Source organism: Pseudoalteromonas sp. SW0106-04, from assembly GCF_001293805.1.
GTDB lineage: Bacteria > Pseudomonadota > Gammaproteobacteria > Enterobacterales > Alteromonadaceae > Pseudoalteromonas > Pseudoalteromonas ruthenica.
In genome coordinates this window covers 1-21,569 of the sequence record NZ_BCAI01000009.1, presented here as the reverse complement: position 1 = coordinate 21,569, position 21,569 = coordinate 1, and the positions used below count along the sequence as shown (strand labels likewise).

The following is a 21,569-nucleotide window of genomic DNA, read 5'->3' as shown; positions in this document are numbered from 1 at the left end:
CCCTTAGCTACGCTGTAGGCACTGAATGATGCTTTGCGCCAAAACTAAGCTGGTTTGCGGTAAAGTGCTGAGAGAGTTTGCTAGTGGTTGATAGTTTTCGTCGCTGTTATTACAGGTATCTAGAAGAGTGAGCTTGGGCGCTGCAGCAGAATAGCTGCGCTGCTGTAAAAATGCGTAACTGTCTGAGTCTTTGCTGTATTTGGGCGCCACTTGCGCGTGCATTTGTGCATCAATACTGCGCTCAACCAAAATTGGAGGGATCACACCGATAAGACCAAATAGACCAAATGCGTACACTGTGTTTATTATTTTATCCTTCATCGCTATTTTCCTCTGTGTTTGTAAAGTTTTCGCGGACATTGAAATTTTTATCAATAAATGTCGCTAAATAGCGACATTTTTCGCCTTTGCACGGTTAAGTATCAAAAACAGTGCCAACTTAGTTCAACGTGTTCTATTCGCGCTGATAATAGTGTGAAAGCTCCTGTTTGGGAGCTGGATAAAGGGGCAAAAGCCCGGTCTTCGAATGTGCTGGTGAAAAGGCCAGCAAAGTGCAAACATAGATTGGTGATGGACGCATTTCATTCGCTGAAGATGGTCAACCAGAGACTAAAGCACAAGTGATGCGCTTTGAAAATGGTGAAACAGTGGTGCAGGGAGATATGAGTATTGTGCTCAACAATGCCGTGGCGTTAGCAGGTAAAGTGACGTTTAACTTTAAGTGATTGGCAACGCCTTGACTAAGGTGTACGCATGCTCGCAGCATTAGTGCGAGCGATAAGACAATATAACTATCTGAGCTGGCTGAGGACATGGTCATAACTGACTACCCCCGGCCAACAAAAGTATGACCACAGGGATAGGCAAACGCGCGAGGGTTCACACCTAAATGTTTCTTAAAAGAGTGGTTAGCCTCTTTAATGTCGTTTTCTAACCAGACTAGGGTGGTCTGCTCTAGAGACAGGCCTTTTTTACGCAGCCATTCAAAGTTACCTGAGCATAAATGGTGGCTTGTGTGATTGCCTAATTCATGGCCATTGTTAATTGCCGTTTGCCACTGCGCTAAGCGCTCAGCAATGGGCTCAGGTTAGGCATAGAAAGTCGCTTTTACTTGGTATTTGTCTAAAATGGCCATGCCATATCAACTTGAGAGTGGCGACCATCATCAAAACTTAGACTAATGGCATTGGGCTTCCCATTGAGGTAGCTAAACCCGCTATAAAGACCGTTTGGTTGAACTTGGGCTTTTGCTTTTGCGTCACTCATTCCCAGTGCAGTACTCAGCATAGTAGTTACCAACAAAACTCCTCGCAAAACCATAATAACTCACTCCCTATCAGAACCTTATGCCACTATATTAAAGGAGAGTGAGCACGGCTAGAGGAAAAGGGTAAAGCAAAAATTTCATGTTCGCAGCGCCTTGTTGGGAGATAGGCACACCGTATTATTGCTCAGACAAGGAGTAGAATGCCAAGGGCAGCTAGAAATGCCCAATCAACCGAAGGTTAATTAGAATTTCTTTAACTTTCAATGTGTTAAAATTGGCTTTTAAAGAAGCAGGAGGCGAAAAAATGCCCAGGACGAATCCGCATTGTCCTGGGCCTAGGGGAATGGCTCATGATGAGCCGTGCGCTAACTAATAAACTTTACACATTCATTCGGGAGAAGCGAAAGTTCTTATAATTGTAGCTAACGCCGGGCGAAAATGGAAATAAAAACCTAGTATTAAATTACTATAAAAAACAACTTATTAACTAAACCCTGTAAATACTTGTAAAAAACTGGTCAGTGTTTCTTAACCGTTTATTACCAAGTTATACCCAAGTTATTAACTGCCCATCCATCACTAAATCGCGGGCCAGCGCATTCTTAATTTTCTGCCCTTGCCATTTACCTAAGCCTACGGGCGCGCCGTTAAGCGTGAGGATCACCTCACCTTTGTGCTTGCTCGGCTCATCTAAGCGGATATCCTGACCGTGAAAGTACTGCTGAGCTTGCTGTGGGTTTAGCGCCATGGTATTGCGCGTTGCATACTGGCCTAAACAGGTTGCGAACTCATGCTCTAGCCGCACCCCATTTCTGTGGGTGGTGCCTATCTGAATACCAATGCGCGAGTATTTAATGGCTGTAAATAATTGCTCATCGTCGATGTCGGGGAACAACCATACTTCCTTATCGCGTTGCATCAGTCGGCCAGCTAATTTATCCATGGCAAATTGTTGCTGCACATATTGCTGCAGTTGCTGTTGGGCCTTTTTCTCCATTGCCGTAAAAGGGAAGCGACCTTTCTTGGTTTTCGGCGTACAGCTGCTTTGACTGCCCAATTTTTTAAAGCGGGCGATAAAGAAGCCTTCACTATCGAAAAGCTGTGGCCACACATGTAAATAGCCTTGCTCAGTGCAAGCTTCATTGGCATCAGGGAACAGCCCATGCAAGGGGTCAATCTCGATAAGCCCTGGAAATTGGGCGAGCAAATACTCGCATACCGCATGATTTTCTACCGGGGTCAGTGTACAGGTAGAATAAACTAGTGTACCGCCGGGTTTTAAAGCATGAAATGCGCTTTTGATCAGCGTTTTTTGCACGTCGCTAATATCAATATTGGATTGCAGTGACCAGTTCTTTAATGCGTCTGGGTCTTTGCGCACGGTGCCTTCACCGGAGCATGGTGCATCGAGCAAAATGGCATCAAAGCTTTCCTGCATATAATCGCCAAAAACGGCACCATCAAAGTGCGATAAGCCAACATTGCGAGCGCCCACTCGTTTGAGTGTGGCACTGAGTGCTTTTAGCCGTGATGATGACAGTTCGTTGGCCACCAGCAAGCCTTGGTTATCTAATAGCGCCACTAGCTGCGAGGTTTTACTGCCTGGTGCCGCTGCCATATCGAGCACCGTTTCAGCGCCTTCAAGGGCATCGGCTAGGGCCATCGGCGGCAACATGGAGCTGGCCTCTTGCACATAAATACAGCCGCTTAAGTGAATGTCGGTGCGGCCAATGGGCAATGCCTGTTCTTCCTCTTGCGGGCGAGTGAGCCAAAATCCCTCAGGGCACCATGGAATAGCAGTAATGTGCCACTGTTTGTCGGCGCAATAATCGCGAAATGCTGCCACCGACATTTTTAATGTATTCACCCGTACCGCACGTTTCAGCGGGCGCTGGCAGGCAGCAACGAAGTCTTGTAATTGCAAGTGTTCGGGGAGGTAGGACGCAACGTCGTCCAAAAAGGCATCGGGAATATAAGTATGCTTATCCATCGCGATTTTAACTACAGCGGCTGTGACGGTGAGCTATAGTTTATCGCATCCGCTTTGGCATTGCTTTGCTTTTTAAGCTGTCGACACTTTTATGTAATAAAGCGAGTTTACAGTGTGTATAACGCTATAAACTGTGTTTATGTCGACAATTAGAGGTAGAGGTTATTGACAATTACCGGCATCGATCCCATAGTACAGGCCTAGATTGTCGACAATTTCGAGAAAAGCCGTGAGCGAACAGCTGCATTCACATCAACCTATTACTACTGCTGCCGATCAAGTGTTTGTTGATCTGCGCCGCGCTATTGTCGAGGGCGATATTGAGCAGGGCTCAAAAATATCCGAGCCCGAGCTGGCCAAACGCTTTGGGGTGTCACGTGCCACCCTGCGCGATGCTCTTAATCGCCTAGAGGCCTGTAATCTGGTCGAGCGCAAAGCCAACGTCGGTTGTCGCGTGGTGGCGCTTACGCCGGAGCGGTTAATTGAAGTGTATCAGGTACGCGCCGCACTCGAGGGGCTAGCCTGTCGCCTTGCCGCCGAAAACATGGCTGATGAAGAAATTGCCTCGCTGAAAGGCTTATTGAATAAACACCTTAACGAGCAACGTGTTAAAGAAGGTGAATCCTATTACCAAGAGGCGGGTGACTTGGATTTCCATTATCGCATTATTAAAGGCTCTAAAAACGAGCATTTATTCAACTTGTTATACAACGACCTATATCAGTTGATCCGCATGTATCGGGTGCAAATGGGAATGACAGGGCCACGGGTATCCAAAGCCTTCGACGAACACCTTGCCATTATTAATGCCATTGACAATCGCGATGGTGAGCTTGCCGAGTTGCTGATGAAACGTCATATCAGCTACTCCATGAATAATATTGAAAATAAGTTTAACGCGGCCCACTCAGGGTAACCGCGCATCTAACAGGAGAACCCCATGTCCGCAGGAAAGAAATTTAGACAAGCATTGGCGGCAAACAAGCCGTTGCAAGTAGTGGGCACCATCAATGCTTACTGCGCCATTATGGCCAAACAACTGGGTCATCAGGCAATTTACCTCTCAGGTGGTGGCGTAGCCAACGCCTCTTATGGGTTGCCCGATTTGGGCATGACCTCATTGAACGACGTAATTGCCGATGTGCAACGTATTACTTCGGCCTGTGACTTACCTCTGTTGGTCGATATCGATACCGGTTGGGGCGGCGCATTCAATATCGCTAAAACTATTCGCGATATGGAAAAAGCCGGGGCCGCAGCGGTGCATATGGAAGATCAGGTGGCGCAAAAGCGCTGTGGTCACCGCCCGAATAAAGAAATCGTCTCAGTTGACGAGATGGTTGATCGCATTAAAGCCGCCGTTGATGCGCGCACCGACCCTGACTTTTTCATTATGGCGCGCACCGACTCGTTTGCTCAAGAAGGTCTAGAGGCCGCCATTGAACGGGCAAAAGCCTATGTGGCCGCCGGTGCCGATGGCATATTCGCAGAAGCGGTGCAAACCGAGGAGCACTATCGCGCCTTTGCTGAGGCCCTTGATGTGCCGATTCTCGCCAATATTACCGAGTTTGGTAAAACCGAGCTTTGGAATCGCAAAGAGCTAGGCGAGTGGGGCGTGGATATGGTGCTTTACCCGCTGTCGGCGTTCCGTGCCATGAATAAAGCGGCGGAGAATGTGTATAAATCAATTCTTGAAAATGGCGACCAAAAAGCGGTACTAGATGAGATGCAAACACGCATGGATCTGTACGATTATTTGGGCTATCACGAATACGAGAAAAAGCTCGACGCCTTGTTTGCCGAAGGCAAAAACAAGTAACGCATTGACAGTTTCAACAGGAAAAAATTCAGGAGCAAGAAAATGGTAGATAAAGCATTAGGTGGCGCAGGCTTGCGCGGACAAGTGGCCGGCGAAACGGCGTTGTGTACAGTAGGTAAAAGTGGCTCAGGGCTGACCTATCGTGGTTACGATATCAGTGAGCTGGCTGACAAGGTGCAATTTGAAGAAGTGGCGTATTTATTATCGCGCGGCGAGTTGCCAAACCAAGGCCAGCTGGTTGAATACAAAGCCAAACTAAAGTCGCTACGGGGCCTACCGCAACCACTGAAAAGCGTGTTAGAGACCATCCCTAAAGATGCACACCCGATGGACGTGATGCGTACCGGCTGTTCTATGCTTGGTAACCTAGAAACCGAAAGTGATTTTGCCAATGCTGATGATGCTATCGACCGCATGGTGGCTATTTTCCCAAGCATTATCTGTTATTGGTATCGCTTTACCCATGACGGTGTGCGTATTGACGTAGAAACCGATGATGACACTGTGGGGGCGCACTTCTTACATCTGTTACATGACAAAGCGCCATCACAACTGTTTGCCGACGTAATGAATGTGTCGTTGATCCTTTATGCTGAGCATGAATTTAACGCCTCAACCTTTACCGCTCGTGTGTGTGCTTCAACCTTGTCAGACATTCATTCATGCGTAACCGGCGCCATTGGCTCATTGCGTGGTCCACTGCATGGCGGTGCCAATGAAGCGGCGATGGATATGATTGAAGGTTTTAAAGACGCCGAACACGCCGAGCAAGAGTTAATGGGCATGTTGGCACGAAAAGACAAAATCATGGGCTTTGGCCACGCCATTTATCGTGAGAGTGACCCTCGCAATGTGATCATCAAGAAATACTCAGAGCGCTTGGCGAAAGAGGTGGGCGATGATGTGCTTTACCCCGTGTCGGTGCGCTGTGAAGAAGTAATGTGGCGCGAGAAAAAGCTGTTCTGTAATGCCGATTTCTTCCATGCTTCGGCGTATCACTTTATGGGCATCCCTACTAAGCTATTCACGCCTATTTTCGTGATGAGTCGCGTTACTGGCTGGACTGCTCATGTTAAAGAGCAGCGTGCCAATAACCGTATTATCCGTCCAAGCGCCGAATACACTGGCCCGGATTCTCGTCCCGTGCCCGCGATGAGCGAGCGCTAAGCACCGTTTCTTTATGGCAGCCCTTGGGCTGCCTTTTTCTGCAATGTAGAGCGAATTATGAATTCTTTATACCGTAAGCCGCTGCCCAACTCGGATCTGATTTACTACGATACCCAAGAGGCGGTGGATGCCATTGAGCCGGGGGCTTATGCCAAGCTCCCTTACACCTCTAAAGTTCTGGCTGAGAACCTTGTGCGCCGCTGCGAACCAGCGCAGTTAACCGCAAGCTTAGAGCAACTTATTTACCGTAAACGCGATTTGGATTTTCCTTGGTACCCAGCTCGGGTGGTGTGTCACGATATTTTGGGGCAAACCGCGCTGGTGGATTTAGCCGGTTTGCGTGACGCTATCGCCGCGAAAGGCGGCGATCCGGCCAAGGTTAACCCTGTGGTGCCAACCCAGCTGATCGTTGACCATTCACTGGCGGTGGAACATGCAGGGTTTGAAGAGGATGCCTTTGAGAAAAACCGCGCCATTGAAGACCGTCGCAACGAAGATCGCTTCCACTTTATTAACTGGACCAAAACAGCGTTCAAAAACGTCGATGTGATCCCTCCGGGCAACGGCATTATGCACCAGATTAACCTGGAGAAGATGTCGCCGGTGATCCAAGCCCGTGATGGGGTTGCCTTTCCAGATACCCTAGTGGGCACCGATAGCCATACCCCGCATGTGGACGCGTTAGGCGTTATTGCCGTGGGCGTTGGCGGCCTAGAAGCCGAAAGCGTGATGCTCGGGCGAGCTTCTTATATGCGCTTGCCTGATATTGTGGGTGTGGAGCTAACCGGTAAGCCCCAACCGGGCATTACCGCAACCGATATTGTTCTGGCGCTAACCGAGTTTTTACGTCAGCAGCGTGTTGTTTCAAGCTACTTAGAGTTTTTCGGCGAGGGTGCAAGCCACCTTACTTTGGGCGATCGCGCCACTATTTCCAACATGACACCAGAATATGGTGCCACGGCGGCAATGTTCTATATCGATGAGCAAACCATTGATTACCTTAAACTCACCGGTCGTGATGACGAGCAGGTACAGTTAGTTGAGCAGTACGCGAAACACACAGGCCTGTGGGCAGATGCGATGACCCAAGCTCAGTATGAGCGGGTATTGCGTTTTGATTTAAGTGCCGTGGGTCGCAACTTAGCTGGGCCATCAAACCCTCATGCTCGCCTTGCGACCGCCGATTTGCAAGCACGAGGCATAGCCAAAGAAGTTGAGCAACAGCCTGGGTTAATGCCCGATGGAGCGGTGATCATTGCCGCCATCACTAGTTGTACCAATACCTCAAACCCACGTAATGTGATAGCCGCCGGCTTGTTGGCGCGTAATGCCAACAAACACGGCTTAATGCGTAAGCCTTGGGTGAAAACCTCACTGGCGCCGGGCTCTAAAGCGGTAAAACTCTATCTTGAAGAAGCCAATCTACTGCCGGAGTTGGAGCAGTTAGGTTTTGGTGTGGTTGGTTTTGCCTGTACATCCTGTAACGGTATGAGTGGCGCACTCGACCCGCAAATTCAAAAAGAAGTGGTGGAGCGAGATCTGTACGCCACAGCGGTGCTCTCAGGGAATCGTAACTTTGATGGTCGTATTCATCCCTACGCTAAGCAAGCGTTTTTAGCATCACCGCCTTTGGTGGTCGCCTACGCCATTGCCGGTACCATTCGCTTTGATATTGAAAAGGATATTTTAGGTCACGATAGCGATGGCAATGCCATTACCTTAAAAGACCTATGGCCAAGCGATGAAGAAATCGATGCGGTGATTGCCAAAAGCGTCAAGCCGGAGCATTTCCGTCAGGTCTATGAGCCGATGTTCGATTTAAGTGTCGACTATGGCGAGAAAAACGACCCGCTCTATCAGTGGCGAGAAAAAAGCACCTACATTCGTCGTCCGCCTTACTGGGAAGGCGCGTTGGCAGCAGAGCGTACACTCACGGATCTGCGCCCTTTAGCGGTATTAGGGGATAACATCACCACCGATCACCTGTCGCCATCAAACGCCATCCTCGCCAGCAGTGCGGCAGGGGAATATTTAGCGTCGATGGGGGTGCCCGAGGAAGACTTTAACTCTTATGCCACGCACCGTGGTGACCACCTAACCGCTCAGCGGGCGACCTTTGCTAACCCAAGACTACGCAATGAAATGGCCGTGGTAGACGGGGAAGTGCAAGAGGGCTCACTGACGCGTTTAGAGCCGCAAGGCGAAGTCATGCGTATGTGGGAAGCAATAGAAACCTACATGCAGCGCAAACAGCCGCTGATTATCGTTGCCGGTGCTGATTATGGTCAGGGCTCATCACGAGACTGGGCCGCCAAAGGTGTACGCTTAGCGGGTGTGGAAGTGATCTTAGCCGAAGGCTTTGAGCGCATTCACCGTACCAACCTGATTGGTATGGGTGTGTTGCCGCTGGAGTTCAGTGCCGGTGAAAATCGCAAGACCTTGGCCCTTGATGGCAGCGAAACCTACAGTGTGGTGGGTGAGCCAGCACCGGGAGCCAGTCTTGAAGTGCGTATTACCCGTGCCAACGGCGACGAGCTCACTATCACCAGCAAATGCCGTCTCGATACCCAGGAAGAGCTGTCGATTTACAGCGCCGGCGGGGTATTGCAGCGCTTTGCGAAGGATTTCCTCGAGGCCACCACCTAGCAACAACAGGTGGGCTACGGCCCACCTTGACTGAGGTAGATAAATGTCACAACAAATAAAAATACCGGCCACATACATGCGCGGCGGTACCAGCAAAGGGGTGTTTTTCGCTCTCGATGATTTACCTGAGCCAGCGCAACAACCCGGACCTTATCGTGATGCCTTGTTGCTCCGTGTTATCGGCAGTCCCGACCCCTATGGCAAACACACCGATGGCATGGGTGGGGCGACATCCAGCACCAGTAAAACGGTGATCCTTTCAAAAAGCACGCAAGCCGAGCACGATGTTGACTATTTGTTTGGTCAAGTGGCCATAGATAAAGCATTCATCGATTGGAGCGGTAATTGCGGCAATTTAACCGCAGCGGTGGGCGCGTTTGCCATCAATAATGGCCTAGTCGATAACCACCGAATTCCTGAAAACGGCATCGCCGAGGTGCGTATTTGGCAGGCCAATATTGAAAAAACCATTGTTGCCCATGTACCCATGCAAGACGGGTTAGTGCAAGAGTTGGGTGATTTTGAGCTCGATGGCGTTACTTTTCCCGCCGCAGAGGTCAAAATTGATTTTATCTCGCCGGTGGGTGAGGGCGCAGTGCTGCCAACGGGTAACGCAGTGGATAGTCTAGCGGTGCCGGGCGAAGGGGAGCTTAAAGCCAGCTTTATCAATGCTGGGATCCCCACCATTTTCGTTAATGCCGAGGCGCTGGGCTATCGTGGTAATGAATTGCAAGAACACATTAATGGCGACCCTGAGGCGCTGGCTCGTTTTGAGCGTATCCGTGCCTATGGCGCCTTAAAAATGGGGCTTATCAAGGATATTGACGAGGCGCAAGCGCGTCAGCATACACCGAAAATTGCTATGGTGGCACCGCCGAGCGATTATACCGCTTCCAGCGGTAAAGCAATCAATGGCGATGACATTGATGTGCAAGTACGCGCTTTATCAATGGGCAAATTACACCATGCGATGATGGGCACCGCCGCCGTAGCCATTGCTACTGCCGCTGCGATACCCGGCACCTTAGTGAATATTGCCGCCGGTGGGCAAACGCGAAACGGCGTGACCTTCGGACACCCCTCAGGGACTTTGCAGGTGGGAGCGAAGGTGACGATGCAATCCCAAGATTGTGACGTGCACAGCGTCAGCATGAGCCGCAGCGCGCGACGACTGATGGCAGGCTGGGTTTACGTTCCTGAACCGCAATCGTGACACTCAACTAAACCGAGCACCTTGAGGGTTGCTCGGTTTTTTTGTACCCAGAGCTGATCTCTGCTACCGTAACTGCCGTACTGAAAAATAGTCAATAAAGCTTTGCTATCAAGCGATTATGGCTAATTCTGTTGCTTTTTTGGGTTTTATTTAATAATCTGAATGATAGCTATTAACATTACGGAGAAAGGTATGTTTAAATCTCTCACTGCCATTGCGGCTTTGTTCTTTTCGTCAATGACCTTTGCCAATTGCGAATTTACCATCGAAGGTAACGACGCAATGCAATTCAATAAAAAATCAATGGAAGTCCCTAAAAGCTGTGAAACAGTTAAAGTCACGCTTAAGCACACAGGTAAGATCCCTAAGAAATCAATGGGTCATAACTGGGTGCTAACCACTAAAGGTGACATGCAGGCTGTAGCCAGTGCCGGTATGGGCGCGGGCTTAGATAACAACTACCTGCCTGCAGGTGATGAGCGCATTATTGCTGCTACCGACATCATTGGCGGCGGTGAGCAAACCACGGTGGAATTTTCTACCAAAGATATGAGTGCTGACGGCGAGTATATGTTTTTCTGCTCGTTCCCGGGTCACTCAGCGTTAATGAAAGGCACTTTCAAGCTTATCTAACGCCGAACAAGCCGAGCACCTGCTCGGCTTTTCTATGTTTTCCCCGCCTTTACCTTTCGCGCTTGTTATTTTGTGCAATATAAGCACTCGGCGCTTGCCCGTAGTACCGCTTAAAGCTGCGGCTGAAATGACTAATACTATTGAATCCACAGGCAAAGCAAGTTTCGGTGACTGCTTTAGAGCGCTCTAGCATTAAACCTGCATGTTCTAAACGGCGCTTAAGAATGTAAGCATGGGGACTCATGCCCAAATGGCGGCGAAACTCACTAAAGAATTTGCTGCGGCTCATACAGGCGAGACGAGCAAGGGTATCCACATCGGGTGGGGCGGCAATATGCTGCTCAATGTGGCTTAAGACTTGATGAAGAGCGGTTGCCTGCGGGTCGTGTAAAGCGCAGCGCAATAATGCGTGATGATCTTGTTCGCGCAGTAGCCGCACAATTAGCTCGGTGGTTGCCAGCTCAATCAGTAAGGCTCTATCGCTTTTATTTTCTGTAAATGCCCCGGCCAAGCGCTGGTAGATGGCCTCGGTGGTGGTGCTATGGGTAAGCTGCAAGGTTGCAGGTTGCTGCTCATGATAGCTGCACTGGGCGCTTAGTGACATTTGCTCGGCCACATTGGCGATGCGCTCGGCGTCGACTTCAAGGGTCAGGCAACGGGTTGGACGCTCTAGGGTCGCTAATGGAAAGTCGATGTGCACCTGCTCATCGGCGGCGATAACAAAGCTTTGCCCTGGGGTGAAATCCCGCGCCTGCTGTAAGCTTTGGTGATGCATTACCTTTTTACCCTCGACCATGGCACAAAACATCAACTCATCGGTGCGAAAGGGGACTTGTTCACAGCGCTCAAAGGTTTCATACATGCACAATTGAATGCCAGGCGCATTCACGACACTGCGATGGTCAATAAGAGTGTGGACGCTGTCGAAAGCGCTGGGGTTGCCATATAACATGTTTAATTCCTTTGCTTTGTGCTTGCTCTAGCATGGCTAAAAAATGGACATTTAGTCAAGCGCTTTGGATGTAAAGACAACCGCTTCACGGGCAAAGTTGTGTAGTTTTGCAGTGATGCAACAACAAGGACAATAACGATGATATACGCAAATCCTAATACTCCCGGTGCGGTGGTTGATTTTAAGCCGCAATATGAGAACTACATTGGTGGCAAGTGGGTAAGCCCGGTGCAAGGTCGGTATTTTGATAACACCACACCGGTGACTGGGGAGGTTATTTGTAAAATCCCGCAATCGTGTGCAAAAGACATTGAACTGGCCTTGGATGCGGCGCACCAAGCACAGCAATCATGGGGCAAAACATCGGTGACAGAGCGCAGCAACTTATTGCTGGCGATTGCTCAGCGGGTGCAAGAGCACAGCGAGCAGCTGGCCGTTGCTGAAACCTGGGATAACGGTAAAGCAGTGCGCGAGACGCTGAATGCCGATATTCCCCTGGTGGCCGATCACTTTCGTTATTTTGCCGGCTGTATTCGCGCTCAAGAGGGCAGTATTGGTGATTTAGATGAGCATACCGTGGCCTATCATTTTTACGAGCCTTTAGGGGTGGTTGGGCAAATTATTCCCTGGAATTTTCCGTTGTTGATGGCGGCGTGGAAACTAGCACCGGCACTGGCGGCAGGGAACAGTGTGGTGCTCAAACCGGCGGAGCAAACCCCAGTATCCATTTTGAAATTTATCGAACTCATTGGCGATATTTTGCCTGCGGGGGTACTTAATGTGGTCAATGGCTATGGCGCCGAAGCGGGTCAGGCATTGGCCAGCAGCACGCGCATTGCAAAAATTGCCTTTACTGGCTCGACCCCGGTGGGAGCGCATATTCTTAAGTGTGCCGCCGAGAATATCATTCCCTCCACGGTGGAGTTAGGCGGTAAATCTCCCAATGTCTATTTTGCCGATGTATTGAACCAAAGTGATGAATTTATCGATAAGTGCGTTGAAGGCGCTGTGCTGGCTTTTTTCAATCAAGGGGAAGTGTGTACTTGTCCATCGCGGTTATTAGTACAAGAGAGTATGTACGACGAATTTATCGCCCGGGTGATTGCCCGCACCAAGCAAATTAAACGCGGTAATCCGCTCGATACCGACACCATGGTTGGCGCTCAAGCTTCACAGCAGCAATTCGATAAAATCATGAGTTACTTTAGCATCGGCAAAGAGGAAGGTGCCGAAGTGCTTATCGGCGGTGACGCCGAACGCTTCGACAATGAGCTTAATAATGGTTTTTATATTCAGCCGACCTTACTCAAAGGGCACAATCAAATGCGGGTGTTCCGCGAGGAAATCTTTGGTCCTGTGGTCAGTGTCACTACCTTTAAGGACGAACAAGAAGCGATTGCCATTGCCAACGATACCGAATTTGGGTTGGGCGCAGGGCTTTGGACGCGGGATATGAATCGTGCCTATCGGGTTGGCCGAGCCATTGAAGCGGGTCGGGTGTGGACCAATTGTTATCATCATTATCCTGCCCATGCCGCGTTTGGCGGTTATAAAAAATCGGGTGTTGGCCGCGAAACGCATAAGATGATGCTTGAGCACTATCAGCAAACCAAAAACCTACTGGTTAGCTACAGTGATAATGCCTTAGGGTTTTTCTAACTCACCATCACCCATAACGTCTTGATATATTTCCTTGGCAAGACAACAAAAAAGGGCAGGTAACCCCTGCCCATAACTGACTCATAGTGCGCTATCAGTGCACCTTATTTGGTTTTGAGTAACCATTCGCTTAGTAGCCTGACCCCGTAGCCGGTGCCGCCTACATTCACTTCACCGTCAGCCTTGCTCGCTAACGCATTACCGGCAATATCGAGGTGAACCCAGCGAGTGTCTCCAGCAAAGTGTTGTAAGAATGAAGCCGCCGTGGTTGCTCCCGGGCCTCCTGAGCCGATGTTTTGAATATCAGCAATGTCTGACTTTAACTTGTCTTTATAGCCTAAAGGTAAGCGCCATACTTGCTCGTTCACCGCTTTGCCTGCTGCCGTTAATTCGCTGACTAATTGCTCGTCATCAGAGAAAATTGCGCTATAGCGATTGCCTACGGCGCGTACTTTTGAGCCAGTGAGTGTGGCTACATCCACCATAATCTGCGGCTTAAACTGGCTGCGCGCATACCACATGGCATCGCTGAGCACTAACCGGCCCTCGGCATCGGTATTGAGTACCTCGACACTTAAGCCTTCAGCGGTGCGCAGGATGTCTCCCGGCGCTATGGCGGTTTCAGACACCATGTTGGCGGCCATGCCCATTACGGCAACGACATTAACGTCGGCTTTGCTCAGCGCCATGGCTTTCACGGTACCTAGCACCGCCGCAGCACCGGCCATGTCGGATTTCATCCGCGCGATTGAAGCGCCGGTTTTAATGCTATAGCCGCCCGAATCAAAGGTAATGCCTTTACCAACCAAAGCAATGGGTGCGTCATCGCTGCCTTGGTAATGTGCAACCACCAGTCGAGCACCGTCTTTGCTACCTCGGCCAACGCCTTCCAACGCCCCCATGCCGAGAGCTTTAATCTGCTCAGGCCCCAATACCTCGACTTTAACACCGAGCTCGCGTAGTTGCTGGGCTGCTTGTGCAAACTCTACAGGGGTTAAGGCGCTCGGCACCTCGGAGGTGAGGTCACGGGCTAAAAATACACCTTGCTCGATATGACTTAAGGCTTGATATGCCTGCTCAGCGCGCGCTTGATCAGCAACATCAAAGTGATAGCTTAGCGTCGTCTTTGCTGCATCGCTTTGTTTATAAGTGTCGAAGCTGTGGTCGCGTAGGTTAACGCCATGGGCAAATTGAGCCGCTAATTCGGTATTAGATAGCTGCCCATTGATAGTGGCAAAATCGATGTTTGCCGTCGTTACCTTCATGCCCTCAAGCAGGCCATGCACGTTGCCACCGAGTTTGGCGGTACGCGCTGCATCAAGCTCATCCTGAGCGCCAAGGCCGACGACAACGACGCGTTCATAGTTTGAGTCTACAGGGGCTAGAAGCTGTACATGCTTATTATACTCGCCGTTAAACTGGGCGGTTTTGAGTGCTTTTTGTAATTGTTGTTGCGCTTGTGGTGATAATACTGAGGTATTGAGTGGTTGGTCTTGCTCTTGCAGCAACACCAAAGTGCCGTTACTTGCTAATTCGTTCTGGAATTGGATATCGGCTCCATGGCTGCTGGCTGCAACCATGGCTAACGACAATGCACTGAGTTTAAGGTACGACATAGACTTTCCCTTTAATACGTTAAATCGCTGCCTTTTTACCTTATTTCAGTGCATTTGATAACAGTTTGTCGTTCAATCGCGGGTTTCTGCCGACTAACGCCCTGATTGTGAGCGGCGCTCATGCTTCTTGCGCTGCAACCAGCGTCGGCGCGCGAAACGGCGCATGTTAGCAATTTGGTCGGTTTCATCCAAAATAGCTTGGCCAATAATGGTTTCTATGATGTCCTCTAAGGTGATTAAACCTTGCCATGAGCCGTATTCATCATACACCAAGCACATGTGTTGCTGCTCTTCAATTAACTGGCTTAACAAGTGTTCCACGCTGATGTTATTGGCAACCACTTTAGCCTTACGCGCCAGTTCGATAGCGTATTCTTTGTCGCCGGTGGCAATTAAATCACTTTTAAACAACACCCCATGTGGGGCTTCATCGTCATCAAGCAGTGGGAAGCGAGAAAACTGGCTCTTGATTACTTTTTCACGCACCTCACTAAGATGGGCATCGGGTTTGAGCGTTTCACATACAATGCGCGGCGTCATAATATCGCGCACCTTGATGGTATGAAGGTCTAGAATGTTGGCGATAGCGCGGTGCTCACTGTCATCAATACTATTTATTTCTGCTCCCAGTGATGCCAAGGCTTTTAACTCGACGCGCAAATCTTCCTCAGTGGCGCTGCCGCCGAGCAGTCGAGTGATTCTGTCTGATATCCAAATAAATGGTTTGAGTACCCATATTAAAAAGTTGAGCAGTGGAGGCATGGCCACCGCAATTTGCGGCCAGAACCGCGCACCGAGGGTTTTCGGGATGATCTCCGAGAGCAATAAAATAAGAATGGTCATCACCGCTGAGGCAATGCCTAAGTAACCATTCCCAAACACCACGGTGACTTGCGCACCGACACCCGCAGCGCCGACGGTGTGGGCTACCGTGTTTAAGGTAAGAATGGCAGCCAAAGGTTGGTCGATGCGATCTTTTAAGCGCTTGAGTTGGGTGTAGCGCTGTGGATGTTCAAGCTTTTGCTTGGCGATAAAGCTGGGGGTGATGGATAGCAATGCTGCTTCAAGAACAGAACAAATAAACGACACGGCGATAGATAGCACCGCGAAAGTGATAAGTAATATCATGGTTGCTCTGGGCAATCCTTCTTAGTTAGTTGAAAAATGCTATACGCAAAGCATGTATATTGAGGTCAAAAACAATAGATCAAGCGCGACCTTATGACAATATAGCAATCAAAATAACGCGGGCTAAAACTTATGTTCAGCCCGCGTTTGGGATTAGCCTGCCAGCTTGGCTTGGGTGCTATGAATAACCCAATATGCCCCGGTTATTACTGCAAGTGTGGGCAGCGCTAATTTGGCAAAATGAACCATCAGCGGCTGCTCAAGGTGTGTGAATACGCTTAGCAAACCATACAGTGTGATGAGCATTGCCAAGGCCAGGGCATTGCGTAAACCTTGGCTTTTAGTCATGTAGGTCACCAACATCCCCGTCAATATGCATGCACTGGCGCCAAAGGTTAAGGTCAGTGCAGTTAAACTCATATCTTGGCTTGCTAAGCTTTGCGCCTGAGCCATATCCACTCCTTCTGGCAGCCAAACTTGGATTGCTACGGCACTGGCGATTGCAGTAACCAGCAGATATGCTAAAAAAGCCAGTATTACAGATTTTATTACTAATTTATCGTTGAACATGGTGCTCTCCTTTTTGTTAATTGAATCAGTTAGCAAGGAGTGCAGGGCATGAACTTATAAGTCGAATTTAAACACCTGATTGCGCCAACCGCGATAACAAATAACCGCAATAGATACTAATAAAGAGACAGCAACGGTATCCTTAAGTAGGGTCATGGTCTGTTGGTCAATGCTGCCACTTTGAAAAGCGGAGTATATCCCCCAAAAACCAAAACAATTTGCCGCAATCACTGCCAGCAGCCCAATCAAGTATTTTACGCGCAGGTGTTGCGGTGCAGGTAAAGGTTGAGGAGGTATAGGCTGTGATGGTGGCACAGGTGCCTCGGTATTGCGCGTTGTCGGTTGCGCAGCCAGTAATTGCTGGCAATCTAAATCAAGAGCGGCAGCAATGCTTTTAATGGACTCCCCTGAGGCCACGCCTTTGGCTTCTATTCTTTGTACTGTGCGTAAGCTCAATCCGGCTATCTCGGCAAGCTGCTCTTGTGATAGGCAACGTTTATCTCGTTGGTTTTTAATTTCTGTAGTATTGACGTTCATTTTCATTGTTGTGGTCTCCTTGCTGACTGAGCCTTAAAATTAGCAAGTGACCCGCTCCTACTGTACGTTAGCGATGTTATCTACCCGACACTTTTACGACACTCAAGCGCCAGCGCCTGTTGTTAGTGGCTTTAACAAGCCTTGCATGCAATTTAAACAAATGCAACTTGGCGGTAAACATACGGGTTGCTCGATCGTTTTTTCGGCTTTTTTCGTACTAAGTCATAGTTTTAGGATCACAATTAACGCGCAAATGAGTAAAGATAAAGCAGTGCCCACTTCCAAGTTCTCCCGAGCCTTACGGTTTGGTTCATTGGCTGGGAGAGTAGCCAGCAATGTTGCCTATGGCGGCTTAAAATCCATGGTCACAGGGCAAAATAAAAGCACCAAAGAGTTAGTGTTAAACAGTAAAAATATTGAACAATTGGCGCAGCAGTTAGCGCATTTGCGTGGTGCGGCGATGAAACTCGGTCAGTTATTGTCGATGGACGCCGGCGAGCTATTAAGTCCAGAGCTCAGTGCGCTATTGTCGCGGTTGCGTAACAAAGCCACACCCATGCCACATAAGCAGCTGACCCAAACCTTAAAGCAGCAATGGGGAGCACATTGGCTAGACGGTTTGGCTAATTTTGAGCTGCGTCCTTTCGCTGCGGCATCCATCGGACAGGTTCACCGTGCATACACTGATAGCGGCACAAAGTTAGCCGTGAAAGTGCAATACCCTGGGGTCGCCAAAAGCATTGAAAGCGATGTGGATAATGTCGTGAGATTGCTTAAGCTCACTGGTTTACTACCAAAAGGGTTGGACATTGACGAGCTAATTGCCGAGGCGAAAGCTCAGCTGCTTAATGAAGCGGACTACACCCTAGAGGCCCATTACATGAATCAGTACCAAGAAAAGCTGGGGCCAAGTGCACACTTTGTGGTGCCAAAAGCGCAGAGCGAGCTGTGCACTGCGCAGATTTTAGCCATGGAATTCGTTGAGGGCGAGGCCATTGAACAGGCGCTTACCTGTACGCAAGAAGAGCGCAATCGTTTAGTGATGCATTTACTCACCCTGTTTATGCATGAGCTCTTTGACTTTCGCTTAATGCAAACCGACCCCAACTTTGCCAATTACTTGTATCAGCGCGACACCGGTCGTATTGTACTGCTCGATTTTGGTGCGACCCGCGCTATTAGTGAGCCCATTAGCCGGGGATATTGGCAGCTTATTCAGGGCGCCATAACAGGCGATCGCGGTGTCATGGCACAAGCGGCCCGTGATATCGGTTATTTTAGTGATGATGTGGATAAAGGCTATGAGCATAACGTGCTCGATATTTTTGCTTTGGCCTGTGAACCGCTAACGGCAGACGGTGAGTACGACTTTGCCAGCAGTGATTTGGCTGCGAGAATCAAGCAAAAAGGCTTGACGATGAGCAGTCGCGAACAGCAATGGCACAGCCCCCCTGTGGATGCACTGTTTATTCACCGCAAACTCGCTGGGCTATTCTTAATTGCAGCTAAGTTGCAGGCGAAGGTCAATGTCAGCGATATTTTGGCTAACTTCAATGGTAAGACACGGTAGGCTTTAGCTGCAAATTTTGCTGTAATAGGGCCAAGGGAATGACATTATTGCAAGGAAGAACGAATGGGTTTTAAAGTAAACCATTACGCCGCAAAAACGATCAATCGCACCTTTAGTACTGATTGGGAAACACTCATCATCGAGTTGATCATTGGCGGCATCTGCGCGTATTGGCGGTCGTTGGCTATCAAGCAAATTTACTACTGGTGTTTGGCCCCGCAGGGCTCATTAGCGCCATTTGCTTTTTGGGCATTACCTATAACCTATACCAGTATTGGCAGGATAAGCGCCACTCGGCGAAAGGTGATTAGAGAGGCTGTAGGCTCAAGGTAATTCGACGTTAGACTATCCAATGATGAGCGAGTAGGTTTTCCAGAGCAAAAGTAACCATGAGCGATACGCCTAGCAAAAGAGCATTTGTCGTTGCTCGAACCAACCAGGGGGCTTCTGTATAGGAGAGCCTCTTGGGGGTTGATACTAATGCCAGTGCACCCATCAAGCCAAACCATGGAGTGAAAAACACAATTAGCTGCCATTTGATCAGGGAGACCGCTAAATCATGCAGCGCACCACTGAACAAAAACGTAATCCACACAGCTAACGCCTTAGGTAAGTAGATATTAAGAGGGCGCATAATATAACGCGACAAGTAATAGCCCCAGATGGGGTTCCAGTAATGCCAAAAGGTTGCGAACGAGCCTGCTCCAAAGGCGCGATAAAGCATATTCCTCAATGAGTGCGTTGCCCCCATGGGCACGCCATTTGTTCTTTTTACATATTGACGAAGTGACAGCATAAAGGCCTTTATCATAGAGATGATGAACATAGCCACGTACAAAGCGGGCTTGTGTGAACTAACGTCAGCTCACAACCGATTAGATCAAACTTATCATCAGTGCTGCTATGTGCCAATTTTAACTATTGGTATAGTCAATTTTACGAGTTCGGCTATACTCCTGCTATCTCCAGCTCAACACACATACCAACATAGCCCTTAGACTAAGTGAAAACTGGTGAACAGGTACTGGGATTAAGCGGTTTATATTGTTTCTGAGCCCAGTTTAAGGGAAGTGGACAATAGGCCTCCATTCCACCGTATTTGGACTTCCAGTTGTAATAGATTGCACTACTGATACCGTGTTGACGGCACACTTCCTCAACCTTCTTACCCGCGTCGACTTCTTGTAATTCTGCGATGATCTGAGATTCTGTATCGCGTGATTTTTTCATAGTCGTCTCCCGCATTAAGCATTACAGAAAACTCTAATTATGTCTGTCTCAGCTTAGGGGAAGTGGACATTATCAAACGATACAGAAATAGGTGAATTGGGTGCTGAAGAGCGGCAAAAACAGGTTAAAAAAGCAGTGCAGAACTACCGCAAAAATGTGTAAGAAGAACCTGATTGTAAGCAAGTATCGCCGATGCTAACTGAAGATGATAAAACAGCATGGCGCTTACAAAGTGCAATGTTCCTGATATAAATAATCAGGGTGAGGCGCTGAGTAAGGCGTTGTCAGTGTATGTGGAACTGAAAGGGTATAAAGGTGAAACGGAAAGCTAACCCCTTGTTAAAATTGATGACGGTTGCGATAGCGCTATAAGTATTTTATGCGGCTGGCGGTGGCAACAGTCCGTCTGTACCGACCCTTTTTGACGCCGATAACGGTGGCGGAGCACAGCCTGGCAGTCCCAAACGCTAGACGGACTACGTGCAAGCGCATTGATTTGGTGAGATAGAGCGTGTTTTACCGGACCGGACGCGAGTAGACTGCCTGACACGCTCGCCATTGAATACGACTGGGGCAAAAGTGGGCCTAAGCACTGGCGCAAGCTTTGTACTATTCGGCTATAACAGGCAAAAGACCGGGAGTTGTATTGATCACCAACCCCCGCACCAAGAAGCGCCTCGAATCCGCTATAAAAGCGCATGAGTCAACTGCCGATCAATAGGAGCCGTCACAGAAAAGCTTCCAAACTGAAATAAGGGGCGAGCGCCCCTTATTAGTCCTCAAAAAATAGAGATTGGCTGACCGAGATACAGAGAGGCTATAGTGATGCAAGTAGCACATATAACCCCAACTGTTTTTCGATTCATTACGATGATTAGCTTCATCTGAACCTCACAGGTTAATGGTTAAATATAATTGACCAATAAAGAGCCGCGATGTTATCCTTTGAGCGCTTAAACTACATAGGATGTCTTGGCTTTACGGTCAAAACCTCCAACACTGAAGCCTGAGCTAATGCTCGGGCTTTTTGTTGTTGTGAGAATTATACATCGCTCAAATATTGTCCGCAAGTAAACTTAACTCTAACTATATGTATTTAAAGGATTTAATAAAGATAACCTGCTCTATCCCAGTTAAATTTAACCCACTATGCCGCCAGCATAACGTGTTGAAAAACCACCAAAACTTGAGGCGCTGTGTTTGTTGGCAATATCGGAATAGCTGTTAATGTAAGATTGAGTGCAACAATACTAATCCACCTCAAACCAGTCCGACGAACCAGAAAAACCCTCTTGCCGTGCTCGCTATCTTGCGGAATCTGCGTCCAAAAAGAATAAACCCAAAGCGGAAACTGGCAGGCCAAGCCACCAAGTAAAGTTAGTGCCTAGCGCTAGGCCTATGATCATAACCAACAGCATGCGATGATGTGCATGATGACTTACACATTAGAAATAGTTATCAACTAAAATTGGATTTTATGCCATTTTTAGAAATTTATTTTACTACTGAATTACTACCGTAATTTAAGCATTACAGGATCAAAAAAGGGTAAGTTATTGATAGGGTAAGGAG

The 21,569-nt window shown here is 48.7% G+C and carries 19 protein-coding genes and 1 pseudogene; 9 read left to right on the top strand and 11 right to left on the bottom strand.

The window, feature by feature from the left end:
• Positions 1–3: 3 nt before the first annotated feature.
• The 4 genes from W04_RS11195 to rsmF form a co-directional block, all read right to left on the bottom strand.
• On the bottom strand, positions 4–321 hold the full coding sequence (locus W04_RS11195; RefSeq protein ID WP_045978420.1) for a hypothetical protein: 318 nt from the start codon (positions 319–321) through the stop codon (positions 4–6).
• A 505-nt stretch (positions 322–826) separates the two neighbouring features.
• Positions 827–1,045 (bottom strand): polysaccharide deacetylase family protein, encoded by a 219-nt coding sequence (locus tag W04_RS19240; protein WP_373432704.1) that lies wholly within the window; start codon positions 1,043–1,045, stop codon positions 827–829.
• Between the two features lie 77 nt (positions 1,046–1,122).
• Entirely contained in the window at positions 1,123–1,287 is a 165-nt protein-coding gene (locus W04_RS18885; protein ID WP_157576419.1) for a hypothetical protein, read from the bottom strand.
• A gap of 527 nt (positions 1,288–1,814) precedes the next feature.
• Positions 1,815–3,257 (bottom strand): 16S rRNA (cytosine(1407)-C(5))-methyltransferase RsmF, encoded by a 1,443-nt coding sequence (rsmF, locus tag W04_RS11190; protein WP_053910899.1) that lies wholly within the window; start codon positions 3,255–3,257, stop codon positions 1,815–1,817.
• Positions 3,258–3,486: 229 nt separating this feature from the next.
• Between rsmF and W04_RS11185 the strand changes: the two genes are divergently transcribed.
• The 6 genes from W04_RS11185 (at position 3,487) to azu (ending at position 10,735) form a co-directional block, all read left to right on the top strand.
• Positions 3,487–4,173: a GntR family transcriptional regulator gene (locus W04_RS11185; protein ID WP_022945943.1), complete on the top strand. Its 687-nt coding sequence runs from the start codon at positions 3,487–3,489 to the stop codon at positions 4,171–4,173.
• A 24-nt stretch (positions 4,174–4,197) separates the two neighbouring features.
• Entirely contained in the window at positions 4,198–5,076 is an 879-nt protein-coding gene (prpB, locus tag W04_RS11180; RefSeq protein WP_053910898.1) for a methylisocitrate lyase, read from the top strand.
• Between the two features lie 42 nt (positions 5,077–5,118).
• The gene (gene prpC, locus W04_RS11175; protein ID WP_053910897.1) at positions 5,119–6,243 is read left to right on the top strand and encodes a 2-methylcitrate synthase; all 1,125 of its coding nucleotides are present in this window, start codon (positions 5,119–5,121) and stop codon (positions 6,241–6,243) included.
• A 57-nt stretch (positions 6,244–6,300) separates the two neighbouring features.
• Positions 6,301–8,889, top strand: a complete 2,589-nt coding sequence (gene acnD / locus W04_RS11170; RefSeq protein ID WP_045978415.1) for a Fe/S-dependent 2-methylisocitrate dehydratase AcnD — start codon at positions 6,301–6,303, stop codon at positions 8,887–8,889.
• A gap of 43 nt (positions 8,890–8,932) precedes the next feature.
• Entirely contained in the window at positions 8,933–10,102 is a 1,170-nt protein-coding gene (prpF, locus tag W04_RS11165; RefSeq protein WP_053910896.1) for a 2-methylaconitate cis-trans isomerase PrpF, read from the top strand.
• 192 nt (positions 10,103–10,294) lie between these two features.
• Positions 10,295–10,735, top strand: a complete 441-nt coding sequence (gene azu / locus W04_RS11160; protein ID WP_022943820.1) for an azurin — start codon at positions 10,295–10,297, stop codon at positions 10,733–10,735.
• A gap of 49 nt (positions 10,736–10,784) precedes the next feature.
• On the opposite strand, the gene W04_RS11155 is transcribed toward azu, so the two are convergent.
• Positions 10,785–11,687, bottom strand: coding sequence for an AraC family transcriptional regulator (locus W04_RS11155; RefSeq protein ID WP_053910895.1), 903 nt, complete (start codon positions 11,685–11,687; stop codon positions 10,785–10,787).
• 138 nt (positions 11,688–11,825) lie between these two features.
• Between W04_RS11155 and W04_RS11150 the strand changes: the two genes are divergently transcribed.
• Positions 11,826–13,346 carry an aldehyde dehydrogenase family protein gene (locus W04_RS11150; protein WP_053910894.1) on the top strand — a complete coding sequence of 507 codons (1,521 nt, stop codon included), beginning with the start codon at positions 11,826–11,828 and terminating at the stop codon, positions 13,344–13,346.
• Positions 13,347–13,450: 104 nt separating this feature from the next.
• On the opposite strand, the gene W04_RS11145 is transcribed toward W04_RS11150, so the two are convergent.
• From W04_RS11145 to W04_RS11130, 4 genes are all read right to left on the bottom strand, one after another.
• Complete coding sequence (locus W04_RS11145; protein ID WP_053910893.1) at positions 13,451–14,962, bottom strand: leucyl aminopeptidase; 1,512 nt, start codon at positions 14,960–14,962, stop codon at positions 13,451–13,453.
• Between the two features lie 93 nt (positions 14,963–15,055).
• The gene (locus tag W04_RS11140; protein WP_053910892.1) at positions 15,056–16,090 is read right to left on the bottom strand and encodes a CNNM domain-containing protein; all 1,035 of its coding nucleotides are present in this window, start codon (positions 16,088–16,090) and stop codon (positions 15,056–15,058) included.
• Positions 16,091–16,243: 153 nt separating this feature from the next.
• Positions 16,244–16,660: a hypothetical protein gene (locus W04_RS11135; RefSeq protein WP_053910891.1), complete on the bottom strand. Its 417-nt coding sequence runs from the start codon at positions 16,658–16,660 to the stop codon at positions 16,244–16,246.
• Between the two features lie 54 nt (positions 16,661–16,714).
• Positions 16,715–17,203 carry a helix-turn-helix domain-containing protein gene (locus W04_RS11130; protein ID WP_053910890.1) on the bottom strand — a complete coding sequence of 163 codons (489 nt, stop codon included), beginning with the start codon at positions 17,201–17,203 and terminating at the stop codon, positions 16,715–16,717.
• A 247-nt stretch (positions 17,204–17,450) separates the two neighbouring features.
• Between W04_RS11130 and W04_RS11125 the strand changes: the two genes are divergently transcribed.
• A complete protein-coding gene (locus W04_RS11125) occupies positions 17,451–18,767 on the top strand; it encodes an AarF/ABC1/UbiB kinase family protein (RefSeq protein ID WP_053910985.1) in 1,317 nt (438 codons plus the stop codon).
• A 63-nt stretch (positions 18,768–18,830) separates the two neighbouring features.
• Entirely contained in the window at positions 18,831–19,100 is a 270-nt protein-coding gene (locus tag W04_RS11120) for a hypothetical protein (RefSeq protein ID WP_053910889.1), read from the top strand.
• A gap of 7 nt (positions 19,101–19,107) precedes the next feature.
• Here W04_RS11120 and W04_RS11115 read toward each other — a convergent pair whose 3' ends face one another.
• Together W04_RS11115 and W04_RS11110 are read right to left on the bottom strand one after the other, a co-directional pair.
• Complete coding sequence (locus tag W04_RS11115; RefSeq protein WP_306341152.1) at positions 19,108–19,593, bottom strand: acyltransferase; 486 nt, start codon at positions 19,591–19,593, stop codon at positions 19,108–19,110.
• Between the two features lie 254 nt (positions 19,594–19,847).
• Positions 19,848–19,997 (bottom strand): annotated as a pseudogene (locus W04_RS11110) (transposase); the annotation flags it as partial.
• Positions 19,998–21,569 lie beyond the last annotated feature (1,572 nt).

What these genes read in the sequence shown, in the direction of transcription:
- W04_RS11140 (WP_053910892.1), bottom strand. Translation starts at nt 16,090, where the DNA reads ATGATATTACTTATCACTTTCGCGGTGCTATCTATCGCCGTGTCGTTT.
- prpF (WP_053910896.1), top strand. Translation starts at nt 8,933, where the DNA reads ATGTCACAACAAATAAAAATACCGGCCACATACATGCGCGGCGGTACC.
- W04_RS11155 (WP_053910895.1), bottom strand. Translation starts at nt 11,687, where the DNA reads ATGTTATATGGCAACCCCAGCGCTTTCGACAGCGTCCACACTCTTATT.
- W04_RS11130 (WP_053910890.1), bottom strand. Translation starts at nt 17,203, where the DNA reads ATGAAAATGAACGTCAATACTACAGAAATTAAAAACCAACGAGATAAA.
- W04_RS11150 (WP_053910894.1), top strand. Translation starts at nt 11,826, where the DNA reads ATGATATACGCAAATCCTAATACTCCCGGTGCGGTGGTTGATTTTAAG.
- W04_RS11145 (WP_053910893.1), bottom strand. Translation starts at nt 14,962, where the DNA reads ATGTCGTACCTTAAACTCAGTGCATTGTCGTTAGCCATGGTTGCAGCC.
- W04_RS11120 (WP_053910889.1), top strand. Translation starts at nt 18,831, where the DNA reads ATGGGTTTTAAAGTAAACCATTACGCCGCAAAAACGATCAATCGCACC.
- rsmF (WP_053910899.1), bottom strand. Translation starts at nt 3,257, where the DNA reads ATGGATAAGCATACTTATATTCCCGATGCCTTTTTGGACGACGTTGCG.
- W04_RS18885 (WP_157576419.1), bottom strand. Translation starts at nt 1,287, where the DNA reads ATGCTGAGTACTGCACTGGGAATGAGTGACGCAAAAGCAAAAGCCCAA.
- prpC (WP_053910897.1), top strand. Translation starts at nt 5,119, where the DNA reads ATGGTAGATAAAGCATTAGGTGGCGCAGGCTTGCGCGGACAAGTGGCC.
- acnD (WP_045978415.1), top strand. Translation starts at nt 6,301, where the DNA reads ATGAATTCTTTATACCGTAAGCCGCTGCCCAACTCGGATCTGATTTAC.
- azu (WP_022943820.1), top strand. Translation starts at nt 10,295, where the DNA reads ATGTTTAAATCTCTCACTGCCATTGCGGCTTTGTTCTTTTCGTCAATG.
- W04_RS11125 (WP_053910985.1), top strand. Translation starts at nt 17,451, where the DNA reads ATGAGTAAAGATAAAGCAGTGCCCACTTCCAAGTTCTCCCGAGCCTTA.
- W04_RS11135 (WP_053910891.1), bottom strand. Translation starts at nt 16,660, where the DNA reads ATGTTCAACGATAAATTAGTAATAAAATCTGTAATACTGGCTTTTTTA.
- W04_RS11115 (WP_306341152.1), bottom strand. Translation starts at nt 19,593, where the DNA reads ATGTTCATCATCTCTATGATAAAGGCCTTTATGCTGTCACTTCGTCAA.
- prpB (WP_053910898.1), top strand. Translation starts at nt 4,198, where the DNA reads ATGTCCGCAGGAAAGAAATTTAGACAAGCATTGGCGGCAAACAAGCCG.
- W04_RS11195 (WP_045978420.1), bottom strand. Translation starts at nt 321, where the DNA reads ATGAAGGATAAAATAATAAACACAGTGTACGCATTTGGTCTATTTGGT.